At 68.1% G+C, this 21210-nt stretch carries 18 protein-coding genes; 11 read left to right on the plus strand and 7 right to left on the minus strand.

Features of this window, described 5'->3' with window-relative positions; genetic code table 11:
- Positions 1–28: 28 nt before the first annotated feature.
- Positions 29–1315 (minus strand): serine--tRNA ligase, encoded by a 1287-nt coding sequence (gene serS / locus ACTT2I_RS10640; protein ID WP_421099444.1) that lies wholly within the window; start codon positions 1313–1315, stop codon positions 29–31.
- 112 nt (positions 1316–1427) lie between these two features.
- Between serS and ACTT2I_RS10645 the strand changes: the two genes are divergently transcribed.
- Both ACTT2I_RS10645 and ACTT2I_RS10650 read left to right on the plus strand, forming a co-directional pair.
- On the plus strand, positions 1428–2063 hold the full coding sequence (locus tag ACTT2I_RS10645) for an energy transducer TonB (protein ID WP_088434135.1): 636 nt from the start codon (positions 1428–1430) through the stop codon (positions 2061–2063).
- A gap of 148 nt (positions 2064–2211) precedes the next feature.
- On the plus strand, positions 2212–2790 hold the full coding sequence (locus tag ACTT2I_RS10650) for an energy transducer TonB (protein WP_088434136.1): 579 nt from the start codon (positions 2212–2214) through the stop codon (positions 2788–2790).
- A gap of 149 nt (positions 2791–2939) precedes the next feature.
- Here the strand turns inward: ACTT2I_RS10650 and aroA are convergent, their stop codons facing one another.
- The 4 genes from aroA to ACTT2I_RS10670 all read right to left on the minus strand — a co-directional run bounded on the left by aroA (position 2940) and on the right by ACTT2I_RS10670 (position 7628).
- Positions 2940–4253, minus strand: a complete 1314-nt coding sequence (aroA, locus tag ACTT2I_RS10655) for a 3-phosphoshikimate 1-carboxyvinyltransferase (protein WP_088434137.1) — start codon at positions 4251–4253, stop codon at positions 2940–2942.
- A 117-nt stretch (positions 4254–4370) separates the two neighbouring features.
- Positions 4371–5567: a prephenate dehydratase gene (pheA, locus tag ACTT2I_RS10660; protein WP_088434138.1), complete on the minus strand. Its 1197-nt coding sequence runs from the start codon at positions 5565–5567 to the stop codon at positions 4371–4373.
- A gap of 51 nt (positions 5568–5618) precedes the next feature.
- Complete coding sequence (gene serC, locus ACTT2I_RS10665; RefSeq protein WP_421099443.1) at positions 5619–6704, minus strand: 3-phosphoserine/phosphohydroxythreonine transaminase; 1086 nt, start codon at positions 6702–6704, stop codon at positions 5619–5621.
- A gap of 123 nt (positions 6705–6827) precedes the next feature.
- Positions 6828–7628: an FHA domain-containing protein gene (locus ACTT2I_RS10670; RefSeq protein ID WP_088434140.1), complete on the minus strand. Its 801-nt coding sequence runs from the start codon at positions 7626–7628 to the stop codon at positions 6828–6830.
- Between the two features lie 121 nt (positions 7629–7749).
- Between ACTT2I_RS10670 and ACTT2I_RS10675 the strand changes: the two genes are divergently transcribed.
- The 3 genes from ACTT2I_RS10675 (at position 7750) to ACTT2I_RS10685 (ending at position 9933) form a co-directional block, all read left to right on the plus strand.
- Positions 7750–8025: a polyhydroxyalkanoic acid system family protein gene (locus tag ACTT2I_RS10675; RefSeq protein WP_088434141.1), complete on the plus strand. Its 276-nt coding sequence runs from the start codon at positions 7750–7752 to the stop codon at positions 8023–8025.
- Positions 8026–8124: 99 nt separating this feature from the next.
- The gene (locus tag ACTT2I_RS10680) at positions 8125–8619 is read left to right on the plus strand and encodes a phasin family protein (RefSeq protein WP_421099442.1); all 495 of its coding nucleotides are present in this window, start codon (positions 8125–8127) and stop codon (positions 8617–8619) included.
- A gap of 276 nt (positions 8620–8895) precedes the next feature.
- On the plus strand, positions 8896–9933 hold the full coding sequence (locus ACTT2I_RS10685; protein ID WP_421099441.1) for a restriction endonuclease: 1038 nt from the start codon (positions 8896–8898) through the stop codon (positions 9931–9933).
- Positions 9934–9936: 3 nt separating this feature from the next.
- On the opposite strand, the gene hutC is transcribed toward ACTT2I_RS10685, so the two are convergent.
- Positions 9937–10665 (minus strand): histidine utilization repressor, encoded by a 729-nt coding sequence (hutC, locus tag ACTT2I_RS10690; protein ID WP_088434144.1) that lies wholly within the window; start codon positions 10663–10665, stop codon positions 9937–9939.
- 27 nt (positions 10666–10692) lie between these two features.
- Positions 10693–12069: a formimidoylglutamate deiminase gene (locus tag ACTT2I_RS10695; protein ID WP_088434145.1), complete on the minus strand. Its 1377-nt coding sequence runs from the start codon at positions 12067–12069 to the stop codon at positions 10693–10695.
- Positions 12070–12132: 63 nt separating this feature from the next.
- Here ACTT2I_RS10695 and hutI point away from each other — a divergent pair, with 63 nt between their 5' ends.
- The 6 genes from hutI to ACTT2I_RS10725 all read left to right on the plus strand — a co-directional run bounded on the left by hutI (position 12133) and on the right by ACTT2I_RS10725 (position 21198).
- Complete coding sequence (hutI, locus tag ACTT2I_RS10700; RefSeq protein ID WP_088434146.1) at positions 12133–13332, plus strand: imidazolonepropionase; 1200 nt, start codon at positions 12133–12135, stop codon at positions 13330–13332.
- A gap of 23 nt (positions 13333–13355) precedes the next feature.
- Positions 13356–14897 (plus strand): histidine ammonia-lyase, encoded by a 1542-nt coding sequence (hutH, locus tag ACTT2I_RS10705; protein ID WP_088434147.1) that lies wholly within the window; start codon positions 13356–13358, stop codon positions 14895–14897.
- Positions 14894–15727, plus strand: coding sequence for an N-formylglutamate deformylase (hutG, locus tag ACTT2I_RS10710; protein ID WP_293979975.1), 834 nt, complete (start codon positions 14894–14896; stop codon positions 15725–15727). Before hutH ends, hutG begins: the two co-directional genes overlap by 4 nt.
- Positions 15724–17391, plus strand: a complete 1668-nt coding sequence (gene hutU, locus ACTT2I_RS10715) for a urocanate hydratase (RefSeq protein WP_421099439.1) — start codon at positions 15724–15726, stop codon at positions 17389–17391. The genes hutG and hutU overlap by 4 nt, the downstream gene beginning before the upstream one ends.
- A 117-nt stretch (positions 17392–17508) precedes the next feature.
- On the plus strand, positions 17509–18942 hold the full coding sequence (locus tag ACTT2I_RS10720) for a serine hydrolase domain-containing protein (protein WP_421099438.1): 1434 nt from the start codon (positions 17509–17511) through the stop codon (positions 18940–18942).
- A gap of 123 nt (positions 18943–19065) precedes the next feature.
- A complete protein-coding gene (locus ACTT2I_RS10725) occupies positions 19066–21198 on the plus strand; it encodes a TonB-dependent receptor family protein (RefSeq protein WP_421099437.1) in 2133 nt (710 codons plus the stop codon).
- Positions 21199–21210 lie beyond the last annotated feature (12 nt).

Here is a 21210-nt window from a genome sequence, read left to right on the forward strand (position 1 = left end):
CGGGTTTTTCGTTCGTCACGGCGCCTGATCAGCCGATGACATCCAGCCCGCCCATGTAGGGCTTCAGCGCGTCCGGCACGGTGATGCTGCCGTCGGCGTTCTGGTAGTTCTCCATCACCGCGATCATCGCACGGCCCACTGCCACGCCCGAACCGTTGAGCGTGTGCAGCAGCTCGGGCTTGCTGGTTTCCGGGTTGCGCCAGCGGGCCTGCATGCGGCGCGCCTGGAAATCCCCACAGTTGGAACACGAAGAGATCTCGCGGTAGGTGTCCTGCGAGGGCAGCCACACTTCCAGGTCGTAGGTCTTGATGGCGGCAAAGCCCATGTCGCCGGTGCACAGCAGCACCTTGCGGTACGGCAGGCCCAGCTTTTCCAGCACGACTTCGGCACAGCGGGTCATGCGCTGGTGCTCTTCATCACTCTGCGCGGGGGTACAGGCGGCGACCAGTTCCACCTTCTCGAACTGGTGCTGGCGGATCATGCCGCGCACGTCGCGGCCGCCGCTGCCGGCTTCGGCGCGGAAGCACAGCGAATGGGCGGTCATGCGCAGCGGCAGCTGCTCGGCATCGACGATTTCATCGCGCACGATATTGGTCAGCGGCACTTCCGAGGTCGGGATCAGGTAGCGCGTGGACTCGCCCACGGCCGTCTTGAACAGGTCGTCCTCGAACTTCGGCAGCTGGCTGGTACCACGCAGCGACTCGGCGTTGACCAGGGTCGGGACGTTGGTCTCTTCATAGCCATGCTCACCGGTGTGCAGGTCGAGCATGAACTGGGCCAGCGCGCGATGCAGGCGCGCGATCGGGCCACGCAACACGGTGAAGCGCGAGCCGGACAGCTTGGCGGCGGTCTCACCATCCAGCCAGCGGTTGCGGGCACCCAGCTCGACATGATCAAGCACCGGGAAATCGAACGTGCGCGGGGTGCCCCAACGCTTCTGCTCGACATTCTCCGATTCATCCTGGCCGGCCGGCACATCCTCGGCCGGCAGGTTCGGAATGCCCAGCGCGATCGCTTCGATCTTCTCGCGCAGCTCGTCCAGGGCCACTTCCGAGGCCTTCAGTTCATCAGCGAAGGCGGCCACTTCGGCCATGATCGCCGAGACATCCTCGCCCTTGGCCTTGGCCTTGGCCTGGCCGATGGCCTTGGAACGGCTGTTGCGCAGGCTCTGAAGTTCCTGGGTACGCACCTGGATGCGCTTGCGATCGGCTTCCAGCGACTCCAGCCCGGAGACATCCAGCTCGAAACCACGCGAGGAGCGCAGGCGTTCGGCAAGGTCGGCGGGCTGTTGGCGGAGCAGGGCTGGATCGAGCATGGCGGCAGAGGGGTCTACGGATTCGGAGGGGGATTATCGCCTGTTATGCGTTTTTCTGCCGCCGGTTCATCCCGGGCGTGGCAGAATCGCGGTGATCCATACGGTATGCCCCATGTCTGCTTCCCGCTCGACTTCTGGCAAGAACATCACCTTCCAGCTGCCCCGCCGCAGCCTCAAGATCGCCGCGATCGCCTTCGGTGCGGGCGTGCTGCTGTTCCTGGTGGTGTGGCTGAGCAGCCGCAAGGACGGCTTCTACAAGGCCGACCCGGCCGCGCAGACCCCTGCCCAGGTGGCCGAGGTCGAGCCGCTGCCCGAGCCGCTGGCCGCTGCCGCCGGTTCCAGCGACATGCCCGACGCCAAGGCGCCGCCGGCCAATGAAGAAAAGCCGCAGCTGGTGGAGACCGCCCCACCGCCGCCGGCGGCTGCACCGGCTGCGCCCGCCGCACCGGCCGCGCCTGCGGCGATGGCGCCGAGCGACCGCCCGCAGCCGATCGCCGACCAGTCGCCGCCGCCGAGCTATCCGCCGGCCGCCTTGCGCCGCGGTGACAGCGGCACCGTGGTGGTCCGCGTGGATGTGGATGCCACCGGTTATCCCTCGGGCGTGACATTGATCCAGCGCAGCGGTTCACGCGACCTTGATCGCGCCGCCTCTGATGCGGTGCGCCGCTGGCGCTTCCAGCCGGCGCAGAGCAACGGCGTACCCGTGCCTGGCAGCCTGGAAGTGCCCTTCGATTTCACTCCGCAGTGATTCATCGCCGCATCACACGGTGGTTCTGCAACGGCTCAGCAAACTGAACCCTGATGGGAATGCAGTCGTCGCGTTGACGGTGCGCTGACACATCCGCAACTGCGTACGGGCAAGACTGCAGGTGTCACATCGACACCAGGAGTCAGCCATGAGTGTTACCCATGCCCCGGACATGCCCCGCTCGCCGCAGCATCAGCGCGACGTGATCGATGAGCCCCACAATCGCCGCACGTCGCCTTGGTTATGGGTGGCGTTGATCGTGGCGATGTTCGCCGCCGCGCTGGTGTGGCTGCGTTACGCCACCCCGGGCGATACCAATGATGCGCCGGTGGGCCAGCGCATGCTGCCGGCCACTGAGACCACCCCCGTGGCGACAGCGCCTGCCCCGGCAGCGCGAGAGGCAGCACCGGCCGCCGAGCAGCGCAAGGCGACCCCGGCCGTGCGCAATCGTGAGGCCCGCCCGCTGGCGAGCAACGCCAAGCCCGCTTATCCGCGCACTGCCCTGCGCAGCGGCGTACAGGGCAGCGTGGTGGCCAGCCTCAACGTGGATACCCGCGGGCAGGTGACCGAGGCGAACATTGTGCAGCGCAGTGGCACCCGTGACCGCGACCTGGACCGTGCGGTGCTGACCACCGTGCGCGACTGGAAGTTCGAGCCGGCGATGCATAACGGCCGCGCCGTAGCCAGCGTGGTGCGCGTCCCGGTGGATTTCCGCACCGAGCGCTAAACGCAGGCGCTGAGGCGGAAACGAAAAGGGAGGCCGATGGCCCCCCTTTTTTCGTCCCGCGTGTCCAAGCACCGACGCAAGTCGTGCCGGGCGTTGCCCGGCAACCACGCCTGTCTCGACGCAGCCGCCCGACAGAACCGGGCGCTACCTCAAGCGGCGCTCAGACCGAAGCCTGCGCCGGTCGCCAGACCCTCGAAATCCGGGAACGAGGTCGCCACGTTGGCGATGTCATTGACTCGCACCTCGCCCGTGCTGAGCTGGCCGGCAATGGCGAAGGCCATCGCGATGCGGTGGTCGCCATGGCTCTCGATGGTGCCGCTGCCCAGCGCCGCGCCACCATGGATCGTCGCACCGTCTTCGGTTTCGTCGACCTGCACGCCCAGGGTGCGCAGGCCGGTCGCCATCGCGGCCAGACGGTCCGATTCCTTGACCCGCAGTTCGGCCGCGCCGCGCACCACGGTGTTGCCCTGTGCCGCGGCGGCGGCGACGAACAAGGCCGGGAACTCATCGATCATGTCCGGCACCAGCGCTTCGGGAATCTCGGCGCCGTGCAGGGGCGCATAACGCACCACCAGATCGGCCACCGCTTCCCCACCCTGCTCGGCATGGTTCTCTTCGGTGATGTCCGCGCCCATCAGGCGCAACGCGGCCAGCAGACCGGTGCGGCGTGGATTGAGGCCGACCGCGCGCAGGCGCAGTTCGGAGCCGGGAATGATGCTCGCGGCCACGAGGAAGAACGCGGCCGAGGAGAAATCGGCCGGCACCACGATATCGGTCGGGCGCAGGCGCTGGCCGCCACGCAGGCGGGCCTGGCCGGGCGAAAACGCGATATCCACGCCGAACGCGCGCAGCATGCGCTCGCTGTAATCGCGGGTCGGGTGCGGTTCGGTGACGGAGGTTTCGCCAGTGGCGTACAGACCGGCCAGCAGCACGGCCGACTTGACCTGCGCGCTGGCGACCGGCGAAGCGAACGCGATACCGTGCAGCGTCTGCCCACCGTGCACACGCAGCGGCGGCGTGCCGTCCGCCTCGGTCTCGATCTTCGCGCCCATCTGGGCCAGCGGACCGGTCACGCGGCGCATCGGGCGGCGCGACAGCGATTCATCGCCAACCATTACCGAATCAAACGGCTGCGCGGCCAGCAGCCCGGCCAACAGGCGCATGCCGGTGCCGGCGTTGCCGCAGTCCAACGGGGCGCTCGGCGCCTTCAGGCCATCCACGCCCACGCCGTGCACGATGCGCTGCGAAGGCGACGGGGTTTCGATGCGTACGCCCATCTGCGAGAAGATCGCGGCCGTGGCGCGGGTGTCTTCGCCTTCCAGGAAGCCATCGATGCGCGAAACGCCATCGGCCAGCGCGGCGAACATCACCGAGCGATGCGAAACCGACTTGTCGCCGGGAATGGTCAGGCTGCCCTGCAGGGGCTGGCCCTTGCGGGCGATCCAGTACGGAGATGCGGTCATCGGAAATCCTATGGGGCGGGCCGCCGCGGCGGCGATGCAACGGTATGCGGGAAGGGCCGCCGCGCCCCACTGGGGCGGCGGGCCGGGCGCAGCGCGCAAGGCGCTGCGCCGTTCGGATCAGGGCACGGCGACCGGATAGGAGCCGAGGATCTTGATCTGCGCCGAGTGGGCTTTGAGTTCGGCCAGGGCCGCCTGCATCGCCTCATCGTCGACATGGCCGGCCAGGTCGATGAAGAAGCCGTACTCCCACTTGGCGTTGTGCGAGGGGCGCGACTCGATCCGGTTCATGCTGATGCCATGCCGTGCGAACGGGCTGAGCACATCGAACAAGGCACCGGGCTTGTCGTGGATGAACACCAGTACCGAGGTGCGGTCGTGGCCGGAGGTCGGGAAGATGTTGCGGCCGATGACCAGAAAGCGCGTGGTGTTGTCCGCATCGTTCTGGATCGGCTTGGTGACCACCTTCTTCAGGCCGTACACATGCCCCGCGCTCTCGCCACCGATCGCGGCGGCGTCTTCGGCATTGCGGGCGCGGCGCGCGCCTTCGGCATTGCTGGAGACCGGGATCTTCTCGGCCTTGGGCAGGTTGGCGCGCAGCCACGAGGAGGTCTGCATGAACGACTGCGGGTGGCCGTAGACACGTTCGACATCTTCCAGCCGGCCACTGCGCGACATCAGGTACTGCTGCACGCGCAGTTCCACTTCGCCGCAGATCTTCAGGTTGGAGGTCAGGAACATGTCCAGGGTGATCTGGATGGTGCCCTGCCCCGAATTTTCCACCGGCACCACGCCGAAATCGGCGTTGCCCGCTTCCACTTCCTGGAACACTTCTTCGATGCTGGCCAGCGGCAGGCCCAGCGCCGAGCGGCCGAAATGCTTGAGCACGGCCTGCTGGCTGAAGGTGCCTTCCGGGCCGAGGTAGCCGATCTTCAGCGGCTCCTGCTGGGCCAGGCAGGCGGACATGATTTCGCGGTAGACATGGACCAGCACTTCATCGCTGAGCGGGCCTTCGTTGCGGTCCACCACCATGCGCAGCACCTGGGCTTCGCGCTCGGGGCGGTAGTAATCCACGGCGGCGGCGAGCTTGCCCTTGGCCTTGCCGACCTGGTGGGCGAAGTTGGCGCGCTCGGCGATCAGCGCCTGGATGCTGCGGTCGATATGGTCGATCTTGGCGCGCACATCCGACAGCACGGGCGCGGCAACGGCGGGCGCAGCATCGCGCTTGGCGGCCTTGGCCTTCTTCGCGGGGGCAGCCGCCTTGGGCGGGGTCGGTGCCGGCTTGGCGGCCTTGGGCTTGGCGGGTTTGGTGGCCATCTGGGTTCCAATTGCAGTGGGGCGGCGAACGCCCCGGGAAATACGAATGCGTCAGCCGTTGCGCTGCTGGAAATCGCGCATGAAGGCGGCCAGCGCCTGCGCGCCTTCCACCGGCATGGCGTTGTACAGCGAAGCACGGATGCCGCCGACCGCCTTGTGCCCCTTCAGCGCCAGCAGGCCGGCCGCCTTGGATTCACTGACGAAACGCGCATTGAGCGTGTCATCCGGCAGGAAGAACGGGATGTTCATGCGCGAACGCGCGGCCGGGACGACCTCATTGCGGTAGAAACCGCCCGACTGGTCGATCGCCTCGTACACCAGGCCCGACTTGACCGCGTTGCGGCGCGCGAATTCTTCCACGCCGCCTTCGGCCAGCATCCACTGGAACACCAGGCCGGCCAGGTACCAGTTCCAGGTCGGTGGGGTGTTGAGCATGGAATCGCGGGCGACATGCGAGCGGTAATCGAAAATGTCCGCGCGCGGTTGGCCGCTGCGCTCGAGCAGATCGCGGCGCACGATCACCACCGATACGCCGACCGGGCCGAGGTTCTTCTGCGCGCCGGCGTAGATCAGGCCGTACCGGCTGACCTCCAGCGGCTCGCTGGCGATCGACGAGCTGAAATCGGCGAACAGCGGTACGTCGCCCACGTCCGGGGTCTCACGGAACTCGACCCCGTGGATGGTTTCGTTGGCGGTGATGTGCACGTACGCGGCATCCTCGGAGAGCTGCCAGCTGGCGCGCGCCGGGATGTCGTGGAAGCCATTGGCCTCGCTGCTGGCAGCGACGTTGACCGAGACGTACGGGCTGACCTGCTTGATCGCGGTCTTGCCCCAATGCCCGGTGAGCACGTAATCCACGGCCTGGCCGGGCCGGGCGAAGTTGAGCGCAAGCAGGGCCTGCTGGGTGGTCGCGCCACCGGCCAGGAACAGCACTGCGTAGTCGTCCGGGATGCCGATCAGGCGGCGCAGATCAGCCTCGGCCTGGGCGGCGACGGCCATGAACTCCGGGCCGCGGTGGCTCATTTCGACAATGGAGGCGCCCGCGCCGTTCCACTCCAACATCTCTTCCTGCGCCTGGCGCAGGACCGATTCCGGCAGGGTTGCAGGGCCGGCACTGAAATTGAACGCGCGCGTCATGTCACACCTATGGGGCAAGACCCCTAGTATGCCGCAGCGCACCAGCCTTTAGGCCTTGCAGGACAAGGCGAATTTGGTTGCAAACGAATCTATCGCAGCCTCGACAGCGCACCCACCGGCCGTTTACCGCGCGCCAAACCAGAGCAGCCCACTGATCGCCGCCGCCAGCAACAGTGCACTGACCAGCAGCCACGGCCAGCGGCTCACCCGCTTGGGCGCGGCGACCGGTTCCGGGCGTTGCCGCGCTTCGAAGCCGTCGTCTTCTTCCTCGACGACGACGCGCTTGCGGCCGTCATGCGGCACTTCGAGCACGAAGCGGTGCTGCGCGTCGAAGACCAGCTGATCGCCCGGCTGCAGCCAGCAATGGCGAACGGTGACGCCATTGACCCGCGTGGACTCGCCGGCGCCCAGGTCGCGCAGCAGCAGGCGCTCACCATGCTGCTCCAGGCGGGCGTGCTGCTCGGCAAAGGCCGGGTCGTCGATGACGATGTCCGCCTCCGGCCCACGCCCGATCACGCGCGGCCGATCCAGGGTAAAGCTGCGCCCGTGGTGCTGGCCGCCGACGCCGCGCAACAGGCGCTGGTCATCGCCCCCGTCATCGCTGCGCGGTGGTGCGTGCGCGACCGCTTCGCACTCGCCCTGCACCACCATCTCAACGCCATCGGCGTAAACGGCGTCGCCGGCGCGCAGCAGCGCCATCCGGCGCACCGGGCGGCCATTGACGTGGATGCCGCGGATGCCGCTGGCGACCTGCAGCCACAGGCCGCGGTCATCCAGGCAGAACTGGGCCAGCAACAAGGTGCCGGGAGTGTCATCGCCAAGCCGGACGGTGCCCGATGCATGACGCACGATGCGCTGCACCCCGGGCCGCAGGGGCTGGTCGGGATGTTGGCGTTGAGTAAAGTGAACTAGCAGGTTCTGCACGCGGCGCAGCCTAGCAGGTTGAATGTCAGGGAAGAAGAAGTGTGACGCAGACCTTGGAGTTGTGCCTGAGGATGCGCACAATGCACGCCCGAATCCGCGCCGTTGTCCGCCAGGAGGCTGTATGTCCACCATCGATATCCGTCACGCCCACACCCTGCCCGCCGAAAATGCGCGCAAAGCCATCGAAGATGTCGCCGCCAAACTGTCAGAGCGCTTCGGCCTGCAGTCCAACTGGGTGGGCGACGTGCTGAACTTCAGCGGCTCCGGCGTGGATGGCGCGATCGCGCTGCAGCCCGGCCAAGTGCAGGTCACCGCCAAGCTCGGCTTCCTGCTCTCGGCCATGAAGGGCATGGTGGAAAGCGAGATCCAGCGCGTGCTGCAGGAAAAGCTCGGCTGAACCGACGCCCGGCCCGGCGCTGCACAGGCGCCGGCCATCACATCGCTTGAAGCCGGCGATGCATACGATCCAAGGGTGTCCACCCACAGGGATCGCCCCATGAATTCACCCAACGACTTCGACGATCGCATCCCCGGCGAGAAGCCCTCGCTGCAGGATCAGGCCGAGCGCTTCTCGCGCAAGCTGACCGATTCGGCCCAGCAGATCTGGCTGGCCGGCCTGGGCGCCTTCGGGCGTGCGCAGGCCGAAGGCAGCCGGGTCTTCGACAACCTGGTCAAGGAAGGCGAGAACATCGAGGCCCGCAACCGCGAGCAGACCGGCGATGCGCCGCGCTGGCGCGACAATGTCGAGGAACACCTCGGTGAGGCCCGCGAAAAGGCCAGCGGCACCTGGGACAAGGTCGAGAAAGCCTTCGATGACCGCGTCCAGGGCGTGCTCAAGCGCCTGCACATCCCCACCGCCGAGGAGGTCGCCGCGCTCAATGCCCGGATCGATGCGCTCAACACTCGGGTCAACCGTGCCGAGGCCCGCAATGCCTCGCCGTCGGCCGATCCATCCCCGGGTACGCACCAGTCGCCGACCTCCGACGCCTGAGCTGAACTGACCCGACCGGCGATTGTTGCAAAGCAGCACGACTTTGTTGACAATCGAAATCGACCCGCCAATCGCTTCCACCGCCGTTTGTTCCCTCCCCTCACGGCTCTGGATTGGCGGGTTTTTTGTGGGCGCTCGATGGGCTGGATCGCCACAAAGTGAGACGGCCGTCACCGACGTGATCGCCGGATGCGCACCGGTGCGAGAACGACGCGCCGCTGACGTGCAAAGGCGCATATAAACTGTCTATCGCACTTCCCTGTTCATATCCCCTGCATGCTCTCCTGGATTCTGGCCCTGCTGTTGGCCCTCATCGTCTGGTTCCTGGCCACGGCCTACTTCTGGCTGATCAAACGGAAGCGCAAGGAGACCCAGCTCGGCCTGAATGCCTTGGCCGGCATGCACTGGCGTGAGTTTTCCCTGATCGTCCGGCGCGCGATGCATGAGCAGCGCGGGCTGCAGGACGTGGCGGACGAGGCGGTCGACAGCCGCGAACCGCGCAGCGATTTCCTGATGCACGACGGGCCACAGCGGTGGCTGCTGTCGTGCAAGCACGGGCGCGCCTACCGGATCGGCACCGCCGCGGTGAACGAACTCGGCGCCGCCGCGCGCCTGGCCGGTGCCCGTGGCGGGATCCTGATCACCGAGGGCAAGGTCGAGCGCGATGGCCGCATCGCCGCTGAAAAGCAGAGCGTGGAAGTCCTGGACGGCCCGCTGCTGTGGCCGCTGCTGCAACCGTATCTGCCCGGCGACATGGAAGCCCGTGTGCAGGCCGGTGCCCGCCGCGAGGCGATCCGGCGCATTTCGATCGCGGCACTGGGCGCTGCGACGCTGGGCCTGATGGTCGGGCTGGGCTCGCTGACCGCTGGCTTGGAGAAGGAGTGGACCGACGACGACTCGGCGGCCACCGCGGCCACCGCCCCGCCTGCCGCCGCGACGGCTCCGGAAGCGGCGCAGGCCGGCACCGTGCCCACCGCCGCAGTGGCGCCAGCCCCGGCCGCGCAAGAAGGCCCTCAAGGCCGCGCCACCGATGCTGCCCCGGCCGCGATGGAGGCCAACCCGGACGACGCCACCCTGGATCGCTATCAACAGGAGCTGTCACGCAAGGTGGCCACCCACGCTGGCGTGGCCAGCGGCATCTGGCTGACCCGGCAGACGCTGGCAATCAACCGCACCGGCGAGATCGATGCGATCTGGCCGCTGATCTGCGAGGAAGTGACCCGTTACCCGGCGCTGCGCACCGTGCGCATCCAGCTCAACCCGCGCCCCGGCGTGGATGAGCCGGTCCGCTGGCGGCAATGCACCACGCTGTAACGGTCAGCGCGCGCCCGGCGAGAATCGGGCGACCAGATCGTAGGCATCGCCCAGGAACATCTGCCGCACGCAGGTGATCGGCTGCTCGCCGCGCCAGGTGAGGCGGTCGATGACCAGGCAGGCCGTGCCTTGCTTGACCTGCAACAGCGTAGCGGCCGCGTCGTCGGCGCCCCAGGCGCTGATCCGGTGCTGGGCGCGCGTCCACGATACGTTCTGCAGCAGCCAGCTGCCTGGCGCGGTCGTCTCGAAATCCACCTCCAGCACCTCCGGCACGCCGACCGGGCTGATCAGCCGGTGCTCAAGCGCCAGCGGCCGGCCATCGGCCAGGTGCAGGCAGCGGATCGCCAGCAGCTTCTCGCCCCCGGCCAGGGTGGTTTCTTCGGCCACCTGCTCGCGCGGGCGCCGGTAGGCACGCTCCAGCAGCTGGTAGCCATAGACATGCCCGCGCGCTTCCACCGCCATCGCGATGTCGGGGATTTCCAGCGCCACCTGTTCCAGGTGTGGCGGCTGCCGGGCGACGAACGAGCCGGCCCGGCGGCGGCGCTCGATCATGCCGCTCTCGGCCAACGCGGTCAGCACCTTGTTCACGGTCATCCGCGAGCAGCCGTACTGCTCCATCAGCTCGTGTTCGTAGGGGATGCGGAAGCCAGGCTCCCACTGTCCACTGAGGATGCGGCTTTCCAGATCAGCACGTATGCGCTGATTGAGGGTTGCTGCTTTCTTGCCCGTCACTCTGGATTCCTGCATGGGAGGGTCGGATCAGACCCTCAACAACGGTCGAAGTGCCGCGGCGAACCGTGCGGCCACCGCCTCGCGTTGCGGGTGGCGACCGTCACGGACCAACTGGCGCCCTTGGCGCCACACCGATCGCACGGCGCCATTACGTGCGGCGAACACCCAGCTGTCAAGCAAGGCATCGCCGTCGCGGGCGATCAGCGCCGGGTGGTCGGGATCGAGTTCGACCAGGTCGGCCGGTGCGCCGGCCTGCAGGCCGGTGGCCACGCCCAGAGCCTGCGCGGCGCCGCGCAACGACTGCTCGTACAACCAGCGGCCGGTGGATTGACCATCGCCCGGGGCCAGCACGTTGCGCCCGCGCAGCTGCAGCCGCTGGCCGTATTCGAGCAGGCGCAGTTCTTCGGCCGCGTCGATCAGCACGTTGGAGTCCGAACCCACGCCGAACCGGCCGCCCGCGCGCGCGAACGCCTGCATCGGGAACAGGCCGTCGCCCAGGTTCGCTTCGGTGATCGGGCACAGCCCGGCCACCGCGCGGCTGGCCACGATCTGCTGCAGCTCCGCCTCGGTGATGTGGGTGGCGTGGACGAGGCACCAGCGCGCATCCACCGGCACGTGTTCGTACAGCCACTGCACCGGGCGCAACCCGCTCCACGCCACGCAGGCATCGACCTCGCGGGTCTGTTCGGCAATATGGATGTGGACCGGGCCGGCGTTGAGCGGCAGCAGCGCTGCCAGTTCCTCACCGGTCACCGCCCGCAGGCTGTGCGGCGCGAACCCTAGCACGGCGTCGCCCTGGTCCTTCAGCGCGCGGGTGCAGCCCTGCAGCAGCTCAGCGAAACCGTCGACATCGTGGATCAGCCGGCGCTGGGCCGGATTTGGCGGGGCGCCGCCGAAATCGGCATGCGCGTAGAACACCGGCAGCAGGGTCAGGCCGATCCCGCTGGAGTGGGCTGCCGCGGCGATGCGCTCGGCCATTTCGGCCCGGTTCGCATAGGGTGCACCGTCCGGGCCGTGATGCAGATAGTGGAACTCGCCGACCCGGGTGAACCCGGACTCCAGCATTTCCACATAGGCCTGCTCGGCGATGGCTTGCATGGCGTCGGGCTGAAGGTGCGCCAGGAAGCGGTACATCAGCTCGCGCCAGCTCCAGAAGCTGTCGCCGCTGTTGCCGCCGATCTCGGTCAGCCCGGCCATCCCGCGCTGGAAGGCGTGGCTGTGCAGGTTGCCCAGGCCCGGCAGCGCGATCGCCAACGCGGTATCGCCCGGCTCGGCCGACGCGCCTTCGGTCACCTCGATGAGCGTGCCGCCCTGGCTGACGATGCGCACATCGCGCGCCCAGCCCTGCGGCAGCAGCGCATGGGCGGCGTGGAAACGAAGGATCGGTGCGGGGTTGGCTGGCATCACTGGACATCCCGGAAGAGGCGCCTATATTGTATAGACATATACACCGATGTGGTTGCTGCCATGCACTGTGACACCCTCTGGTACCACGCCAACCTGATCACCGTCGATGGCCCCGGCCTGGGCGTGATCGAGGACGGCGTCATCGCCGCGACCGATGGGCGCATCGTGCATGTCGGTGCAGCGGGTTCGGCAGACCATCTGCAGCCCGCCCAGCGCATCGACGGCGGCGGGCGCTGGATCAGCCCCGGCCTGATCGACTGCCACACCCACCTGGTCTATGCCGGCAACCGCGCCGGTGAGTTCGAGCAGCGCCTGCAGGGCGTGAGCTACGCCGACATCGCCCGCGCGGGCGGCGGCATTGTCTCCACCGTGCGCGCCACCCGCGCCGCCAGCGAGGCCGAACTGCTGGCCGCCAGCCTGCCCCGGCTGGACGCCATGCTGGCCGAAGGCATCACCACGCTCGAAATCAAATCCGGTTATGGGCTGACCCTGGCCGATGAGACCAAGCAACTGCACGTCGCCCGTGAGCTGGGCCGTCAGCGCGCGGTCGAGATCGTGCCGACCTTCCTCGGTGCGCATGCGATCCCGCCGGGCCGGCAGGCGCAGGAGTACATCGACGAGGTCTGCAACGTCATGATTCCCGCCGTTGCCGCCGCCGGGCTGGCCGAAGCCGTGGACGTGTTCTGCGAGAACATCGCCTTCAGCGCCGCGCAGGCCGAGCAGGTCTTCGTTGCCGCGCAGCAGCACGGGCTGGCGATCAAGATCCATGCCGAGCAGCTGAGCAACCAGCACGGTGCCGCCCTGGCCGCGCGCCATGGTGCGCTGTCGGCCGACCATATCGAACACCTCGACGCCGACGGGATCGCCGCGATGCACCGCGCCGGCACCGTGGCGGTACTGCTGCCGGGCGCGTTCTACTTCACCCGCGATACCACCTTGCCCCCGATCGCTGAGCTGCGCGCGGCTGGCGTGCCGCTGGCACTGGCCACCGATTCCAACCCCGGCACCTCGCCGCTGACCAGCCCGCTGCTGGCGATGAACATGGCCGCCACCCTGTTCCGCATGACCGTGGCGGAGTGCATCGCCGGCTTCACCCGTGAAGCGGCGCGCGCCCTTGGCCGGCAGGACCGGATCGGCCGGCTCGCCGTCGGCCTGGACTGCAACCTCGCCCTGTGGGACATCGAGGCGCCCGCCGACCTCGTCTACCGCATGGGTTTCAACCCCCTGCACGCCCGCGTGATGCGCGGCCAACCCGTCTGAATCTAGTGATGTCTGGAGATTTCATGAGCACTACCCTGACCCTGCACCCCGGCGCTGTCACGCTGGCGCAATGGCGCGCGATCCATGACGGCGCGCGGGTGCGGCTGGACCCGGCCTCGGCCGCGGCCGTGCTGCGCAGTGCGCAAACCGTGGCCGACATCGTCGCCAAGGGCGCGCCGGTATACGGCATCAACACCGGCTTCGGGAAGCTGGCCAGCGTGCGCATCGAGCGCGACGACCTGGAAACCCTGCAGCGCAATATCGTGCTCTCGCACGCCGCCGGCGTCGGCGAACCGATGCCCGCGCCGGTGGTGCGGCTGATGATGGCCTTGAAGCTGGCCAGCCTGGCCCAGGGCGCCTCGGGCATCCGCCCGCAGACGCTGGCCCTGCTGGAAGCCTTCCTGCAGCACGACGTCATTCCGGTGATTCCGTGCCAGGGCTCGGTCGGCGCCTCGGGCGATCTGGCCCCGCTTTCGCACTTGGCCAGCGTGATGATCGGTGTCGGCGAAGCGTTCGTCGAGGGTCAGCGCCTGCCCGCCGCCGAGGCACTGGCCAAGGTCGGCCTGGCTCCGCTGGTGCTGGGCGCGAAGGAAGGCCTGGCCCTGCTCAACGGCACGCAATACTCCACCGCCTATGCACTGGCCGGGCTGTTCGCGATCGATACCGTGTTCCGCGCGGCGCTGGTCACCGGCGCGCTGTCGGTGGAAGCGGCCAAGGGCTCGGACACGCCCTTCGATCCCCGCATCCACAGCATCCGTGGCCAGCGCGGGCAGATCGCCACCGCCGCCGCGCTGCGTACCCTGATGCAGGGCTCGGCGATCCGCGAATCGCACCGCGACAACGACGTGCGCGTGCAGGACCCGTACTGCCTGCGCTGCCAGCCACAGGTGATGGGTGCCGCATTCGACGTGATGCGCCAAGCCGCCACCACGCTGGCGATCGAAGCCAACGGCGTGTCCGACAACCCGCTGGTGTTCACCGATACCAACGAAGCGCTGAGCGGCGGCAACTTCCACGCCGAGCCGGTCGCCTTCGCGGCGGACATGCTGGCGATGGCGGTGTGCGAGATCGGCTCGATCAGTGAGCGCCGCACCGCGATGCTGGTCGACCCGGCGCTGTCCGGCCTGCCCGCGTTCCTTACCCCGAAGCCCGGCTTGAACTCCGGCTTCATGATTCCGCAGGTCACCGCCGCCGCGCTGGTCTCGGAAAACAAGCAGCGCGCCTACCCGGCCAGCGTCGATTCGATCCCGACCTCGGCCAACCAGGAAGACCATGTCTCGATGGCCGCACACGGTGCACGCCGCCTGATGGCGATGGCCGAGAACGCGGCCAACGTGATCGGTATCGAACTGCTGGCGGCCGCGCAGGGCTGCGATTTCCACGCCCCGCTGCGCTCCAGCGATGCGCTGGAAGCGGTGCGCCAGCGCCTGCGCGCGCAGGTGCCGACGCTGGAAGACGACCGCTATTTCCATCCGGACATGGTCGCCGCCACCAACCTGGTCCGCAGCGGCGTGCTGGCCGAGGGACTGGCCGACATCCTGCCGCCGCTGGAGCCACTGGCATGAGCACGCATCCGGACTGGCTGCAGATCCATCGTGGCGATGTGCCGCTGATCGTCAGCTTCCCGCACACCGGCACCGAGCTGCCCGATGCGCTTGCCACGCAGTTCGTCTCGCCGTGGCTGGCCCGCCGCGACGCCGACTGGTGGGTGCATGAGCTGTACGCGTTCGCGCAGCAGATGGGCGCCACCACGGTCCGCACCGCGGTGTCGCGCTCGGTCATCGACGTCAACCGTGACCCCAGCGGCACCTCGTTGTACCCGGGCCAGAACACCACCGGCCTGTGCCCGCTGACCACCTTCGACAACCAGCCGCTGTACCGCGATGGCCACGGCCCGGACGAGGCCGAGATCGCGCGCCGCCGCGATACTTGGTTCGTGCCCTACCACGACGCCCTCGCCGCGGAGATCACGCGCCTGCGTGCGCAGCACGGCACCGTGGTGGTGTACGACGCGCACTCGATCCGCTCGCACATTCCGCACCTGTTCGATGGCCAGCTGCCGCAGTTCAACCTCGGTACCAATGGCGATACCACCTGCGACAACGCGCTCACCGATGTCGTCGACAACCTGTGTGCCATGAGCGGCATGAGCCATGTGCGCAACGGCCGCTTCAAGGGCGGCTACATCACCCGCCATTACAGCGACATCCCCGGCGGCGTGCACACGCTGCAGATGGAGCTGGCCTGCCGCGGCTACATGCACGAGCCCGAGGCCGTGGATGAGCACAGCTGGCCCACGCCGCTGGATCCCGATCACGCCGCCCCGCTGCGCGCCACGCTGCAGCAGGTGCTCGATGCCTGTCTCGACTTCGCTACGTCCCGGAGTGCTGCATGACCCGTCTCGATTCCACCCGCACCATCCTCGCCCCCACCGGCGCCACACTCACCTGCAAGAGCTGGCTGACCGAAGCCCCGCTGCGCATGCTGATGAACAACCTGCACCCGGACGTGGCCGAGCGCCCACAGGAGCTGGTGGTCTATGGCGGCATCGGCCGCGCCGCGCGCGACTGGGAAAGCTACGACAAGATCGTCGAGACCCTGCAGCGGCTGGAGGATGACCAGACCCTGCTGGTGCAGTCCGGCAAGCCGGTCGGTGTGTTCCGTACCCACGTGGACGCCCCGCGGGTGCTGATCGCCAACTCCAACCTGGTGCCGCGCTGGGCCAATTGGGACCACTTCAACGAGCTCGACAAGAAGGGCCTGGCCATGTACGGCCAGATGACGGCCGGCAGCTGGATCTACATCGGCGCGCAGGGCATCGTGCAGGGCACCTACGAAACCTTCGTGGAAATGGGCCGCCAGCACTACAACGGCAGCCTGGCCGGCAAGTGGCTGTTCACCGGTGGGCTGGGCGGCATGGGCGGCGCGCAGCCGCTGGCTGCGGTGATGGCCGGCGCCTCGTGCCTGGCGGTGGAGTGCCGCAAGAGCAGCATCGAGATGCGCCTGCGTACCGGCTATCTGGACACCTGGACCGACGACCTCGACGAAGCGCTGCGCCTGATCGAGGAATCCTGCACCGCGAAGAAGCCGCTCTCGGTCGGCCTGCTCGGCAACGTTGCCGACGTGCTGGACGAGCTGCTGATCCGCGGCGTGAAGCCGGACCTGCTGACCGACCAGACCTCCGCGCACGACCCGGTCAACGGCTACCTGCCGCAGGGCTGGACGGTGGAAGATTGGGACGACAAGCGCGTCTCCGCCCCGAAGGAAGTGGAAGCCGCCGCGCGCGAATCGATGGCCAACCACATCCGCGCCATGCTCGGCTTCCACTCGCTCGGCGTCCCGACCGTGGACTACGGCAACAACCTGCGCCAGATGGCGCTGGAAGAAGGCGTGGAAGATGCGTTCGACTTCCCCGGCTTCGTGCCCGCCTACATCCGCCCACTGTTCTGCCGCGGCATCGGCCCTTTCCGCTGGGCCGCACTGAGTGGCGATCCGGAAGACATCGCCAAGACCGATGCCAAGGTCAAGGAGCTGATCCCGGACAACCCGCACCTGCACCGCTGGCTCGACATGGCGGCCGAAAAGATCAAGTTCCAGGGCCTGCCCGCACGCATCTGCTGGGTCGGCCTGGGCGACCGTGACCGACTCGGTCTGGCCTTCAACGAGATGGTCGCCAATGGCGAGCTGAAGGCGCCGGTGGTGATCGGTCGCGATCACCTGGATTCGGGCAGCGTCGCCTCGCCGAACCGTGAAACCGAAGCCATGCAGGACGGCTCCGATGCGGTCTCCGACTGGCCGCTGCTCAATGCCCTGCTCAACACGGCCAGTGGTGCCACCTGGGTCTCGCTGCACCACGGCGGCGGCGTCGGCATGGGCTTCTCGCAGCATTCGGGCATGGTCATCGTCTGCGATGGCACCGACGCGGCGGCCAAGCGCATCGCGCGCGTGCTGTGGAACGACCCGGCCACGGGCGTGATGCGGCATGCCGACGCGGGGTATGAGATCGCGGTGGAGTGTGCGAAGGAGAAGGGGCTGGATCTGCCCGGGATTCTGGGCTGATGCGGGGCGGCCCCGGCCCCACGGTCGGGGCCTTTCGTGACCGGGGGTGACTTCCGCCGCATTGACCGGGGTGCCAGCGCTTCCTACTGTGCGGGCTCACTCACGCGGATGCCCGCAATGCGTCGTTTCGCCTTTGTCGCGGTCCTGCTGTTCGCGGTATCGACGCCGTCGGGCACCGCGCGCGCCGCGGAGTTCGACGCCCGGATCACCCGGCAACTCCACACAAACGCCGATCGCTACGGCATCGCCGGCCAGGCAGTGCTGATACGGCATAACGGCACGCTGCTTGCGCAGGCCGTCGCCGGAGAGGCCGACCTCACCACGCACCAACCAGTGACACCCGAGACGGTTTTCAACGCTTACTCGCTGGCCAAACTGCTGGTCAGTACCTTGGTCATGCAACGGGTGGAAGCCGGCAGGGTCGAGCTGGACGTACCGGCCAGCCGCTATCTGCCCGATCTGCCCGAGGCCTGGCAAGCGATCACCGTGAGGCAGTTCCTCGACCATGCGTCCGGCGTTCCCGAGTACTTCCAGTTCCGGGATGGTGAGGTGATCACCTCGCAGGGCAACCGCCGCTTCCCGGCCACGCCAGCAGAGGTGTTCAAGGCACTCGCCGGCGCGCCACTGCAGTTCACGCCGGGCACTGCCAGCCGGTACACGCAGACCAACTATCTGGTCCTCACCGCGCTGTTGGAAGCGCAGTACCAGCAGCCCTATGCGCAGATCGTTCGGGACCGCGTGCTGCGACCGCTGTCGATGACGCATACCTCGCTCGGCCCGGCGACGAATGCGCGCCACGAGATCGCCATCGCCTACACCGGCAAACAGGGCGCGCTGCAGCGCGAAGACGACATCGCATGGCCTGCCTATGCCTACGGGCATGCCGCACTGCATACCACCCTCGGTGATCTGGATCGCTTCCTGCTGGCACTGGCCCGCGGTGAGCTGGTGGGTCGTACCACGCTGCGACAGCTGTGGCAGCCACAGGTGCTGAGCAACGGGCGACGCAGCGGCTTTTCCACGGGTTGGGAACTCGAAGAAAGCGGAGAGTACCGCCTCGTCGGGCATGACGGTGGCACGCGGGTGCGTGCGCGGATCGCCTTCGCCGAAGGCCTGGCCGGGGATACCTACAGCTTCATCTACCTCACCAACGGCAGTGCGAAGAATGTGTGGTCGCGCACGCTGGTGGACAGTGCCATGGCGGTGGTCGCGCCCGCGCAGTTCCCGCGCGAGACCCTGTCCGAAGCGCTGATCACCTATGCACTGGGCCCCCGGACGGCCGCACGCACAACCGCGTTGAAACAGTGGCTCACCAGCACCGGGCGCGGTGATCAGCCGACGCTGGAGCAGGACATCAACCGCGTGGGCTACGCCGTGGCCGAGAACCTGGGCCACGCCACCGCCCTGCACATCTTCTCCCTCAACGCGACGCTGTTCCCACGCTCGGCCAACGCCTGGGACAGTCTGGCGGAGACGTATGCTGCGCTGGGCGACACGACGCAGGCCCAAAGGCTCTACGCCAAGTCGAAAGCGCTGGCAGCGCCGCGGTAGCTGGTCGCCATACGCCCCACAAGGGTGACGAACACGCCACATCCTGTTAACTTGCGCGCCCCACATGAAGTTGACAGGGTGCCGCGATGTCGCGCGCCGTGTCAGCACTGATACCGCGCACGAATGACTGCCCTCACGAACCGCTCCACCGCCCCTGCCCTGTCCCTGCTCGCCGCCGCCCTGCTGGCCAGCCTTGCCGCCACCGGCACCGCTCACGCCGCGCCTGCTGGCCAGGCCGTCACCCTCGACGCGGTGAACGTGACCGCCGCCGATGCCACCGAGGCCGCGCGCCGCGCGCTCGACCGGATCCCCGGTTCAGGCAACGTCGTCGATATGACCCAGGTCGGTCAGGGCCGCGTCGCCGGCACCGCCGATGTGCTGGCCTACCAGCCCGGCATCAGCGCGCAGAGCGCTGGCAATGAAGGCGTCAAGGTCTCCATTCGGGGTTCGGGCCTCAACCGTGCACCGGGGGCGCATGCCTCCGGCCTGTCGGTCTCGCTGGATGGCCTGCCGCTGACCGGTCCGGGCGGCACACCGTACGAGTTGCTGGAGCCGCTGTGGCTGAGCCGGGTGGAGGTGCTGCGCGGCGCCAACGGGTTCGAGCGCGGTGCGCTGGCCCTGGGCGGCGCGATCAACTACATCACCCGCAGCGGCCGCGACACGCCCGGGCTGGAGCTGCACTACGAAGCCGGTGCGCGCGGTTACCAGAAGCGCGGGATCAGCCTGGGCGGCGTGCACGATGCCGTCGACTACTTCCTCGCCTACACCGATACCGAGTACGACGGCTATCAGCAACACGCCGCCGGCAAGGGCAAGGGTGCGGTGGCCAACATCGGCTGGCAGCTCACGCCGGATCTGGAGACGCGCTTTTTCCTGCGCTACCGCGAGACCGATCACGAAACCCCGGGGCGCCTGACTCGCGCGCAGATCCGCAACGACCCACGCGCGGCGAACCCGGCCAACCTGGCCATCGACGCCCGCCGCCCGCAGCCGGGCAGCACGTGGATCGGCAATACCACCACCTACACCATCGATGCAGATTCGTCGCTGCAGGCCGGCCTCGTGTACCACAAGTACCCGATGGACTTGAACGAGAGCCTGTACCGCCAGCAGCTGGACTACGCCAACCTCAACGGCACGCTGGACTACCGCCGCCGGCACGCGCTGTTCGGGCACGACAGCGTGACCACGCTCGGCCTGCGTGTGACCCACGATCTGGACGCGAACGTGCGCGAGACGCTGCGCTTTTCCAGCAACGGATACGCGGCCGGCACGCACACCCGTGACTTTGAGCATTACGGCACCGACAGCGTGCTGCACCTCGGCAATGATCTGGCGCTGAGCGACACGCTGCGCCTGCAGACCGGCATGGCGTTGATCCACACCCGCCGCGATGTGCAGGTCACCTGGCCGGCCACGCCGGAACGGCTGTCCGAGCGCCAATGGGACTATGCACCGCGGCTGGGCTTCACCTGGCAGCAGACACCGCAGACGCAGTGGTTCGGCAACCTGAGCCGCTCGGTGGAGCCGGCGCACCCGTGGTCGATGATCTGGGGTTCCAACCAGTACTTCGCCGCCGGCAACGGCGCCTCGACCGGCCGCCAGCGCGCGCCGGTGCAGCTGGACAACCAGACCGCGACCACGCTGGAACTGGGTGCGCGCGGCGACAGCGCGCTCGGCCGCTGGGAGCTGACCGGTTATTACGCGCGCCTCAACCACGAACTGCTCACCGTGGAAGTGCGGCCGGTGCCGAACCTGTTTATTGCCGAATCCAACGCCAGCCCGACCGTGCACCGCGGCATCGAAGCCGGCCTGGACAGTGCACTGTGGCAGGGTGTCGGCGGGCGGCTGTCATTGCGCCAGGCGTACACCTTCAGCGACTTCCGCTACCGCGATGATGTGCGCTTCGGCAGCAACCGCCTGCCCGGCCTGCCGCGCCACTACTACCAGGCCGAACTGCGCTACGACCACCCGGCTGGCTTCTACGCCGGGCTGAACACCGAGTACGCGTCGAAGATGTTCGTGGACTACGCCAACAGCTACAGCGCCGAGAGCCACGTAATCTTCGGCACCCGCGTCGGCTACGACGCCCCCGGCGGCCGCTGGCAGGCCTGGGCCGAGCTGCGCAACCTGACCGACCGCCACTATGCCGCCACGGTCACCCCGGGCTACGACGATGCGGGCAAGGATGTCGCGCGTTCGACGCCCGGTGATGGGCGCGGTGTTTATGCCGGTGTGCGTTGGCGCTTTGACTGAGGGCCGCGGACG

Source organism: Stenotrophomonas sp. PUT21, assembly GCF_052232875.1.
Lineage (GTDB): Bacteria > Pseudomonadota > Gammaproteobacteria > Xanthomonadales > Xanthomonadaceae > Stenotrophomonas > Stenotrophomonas maltophilia_N.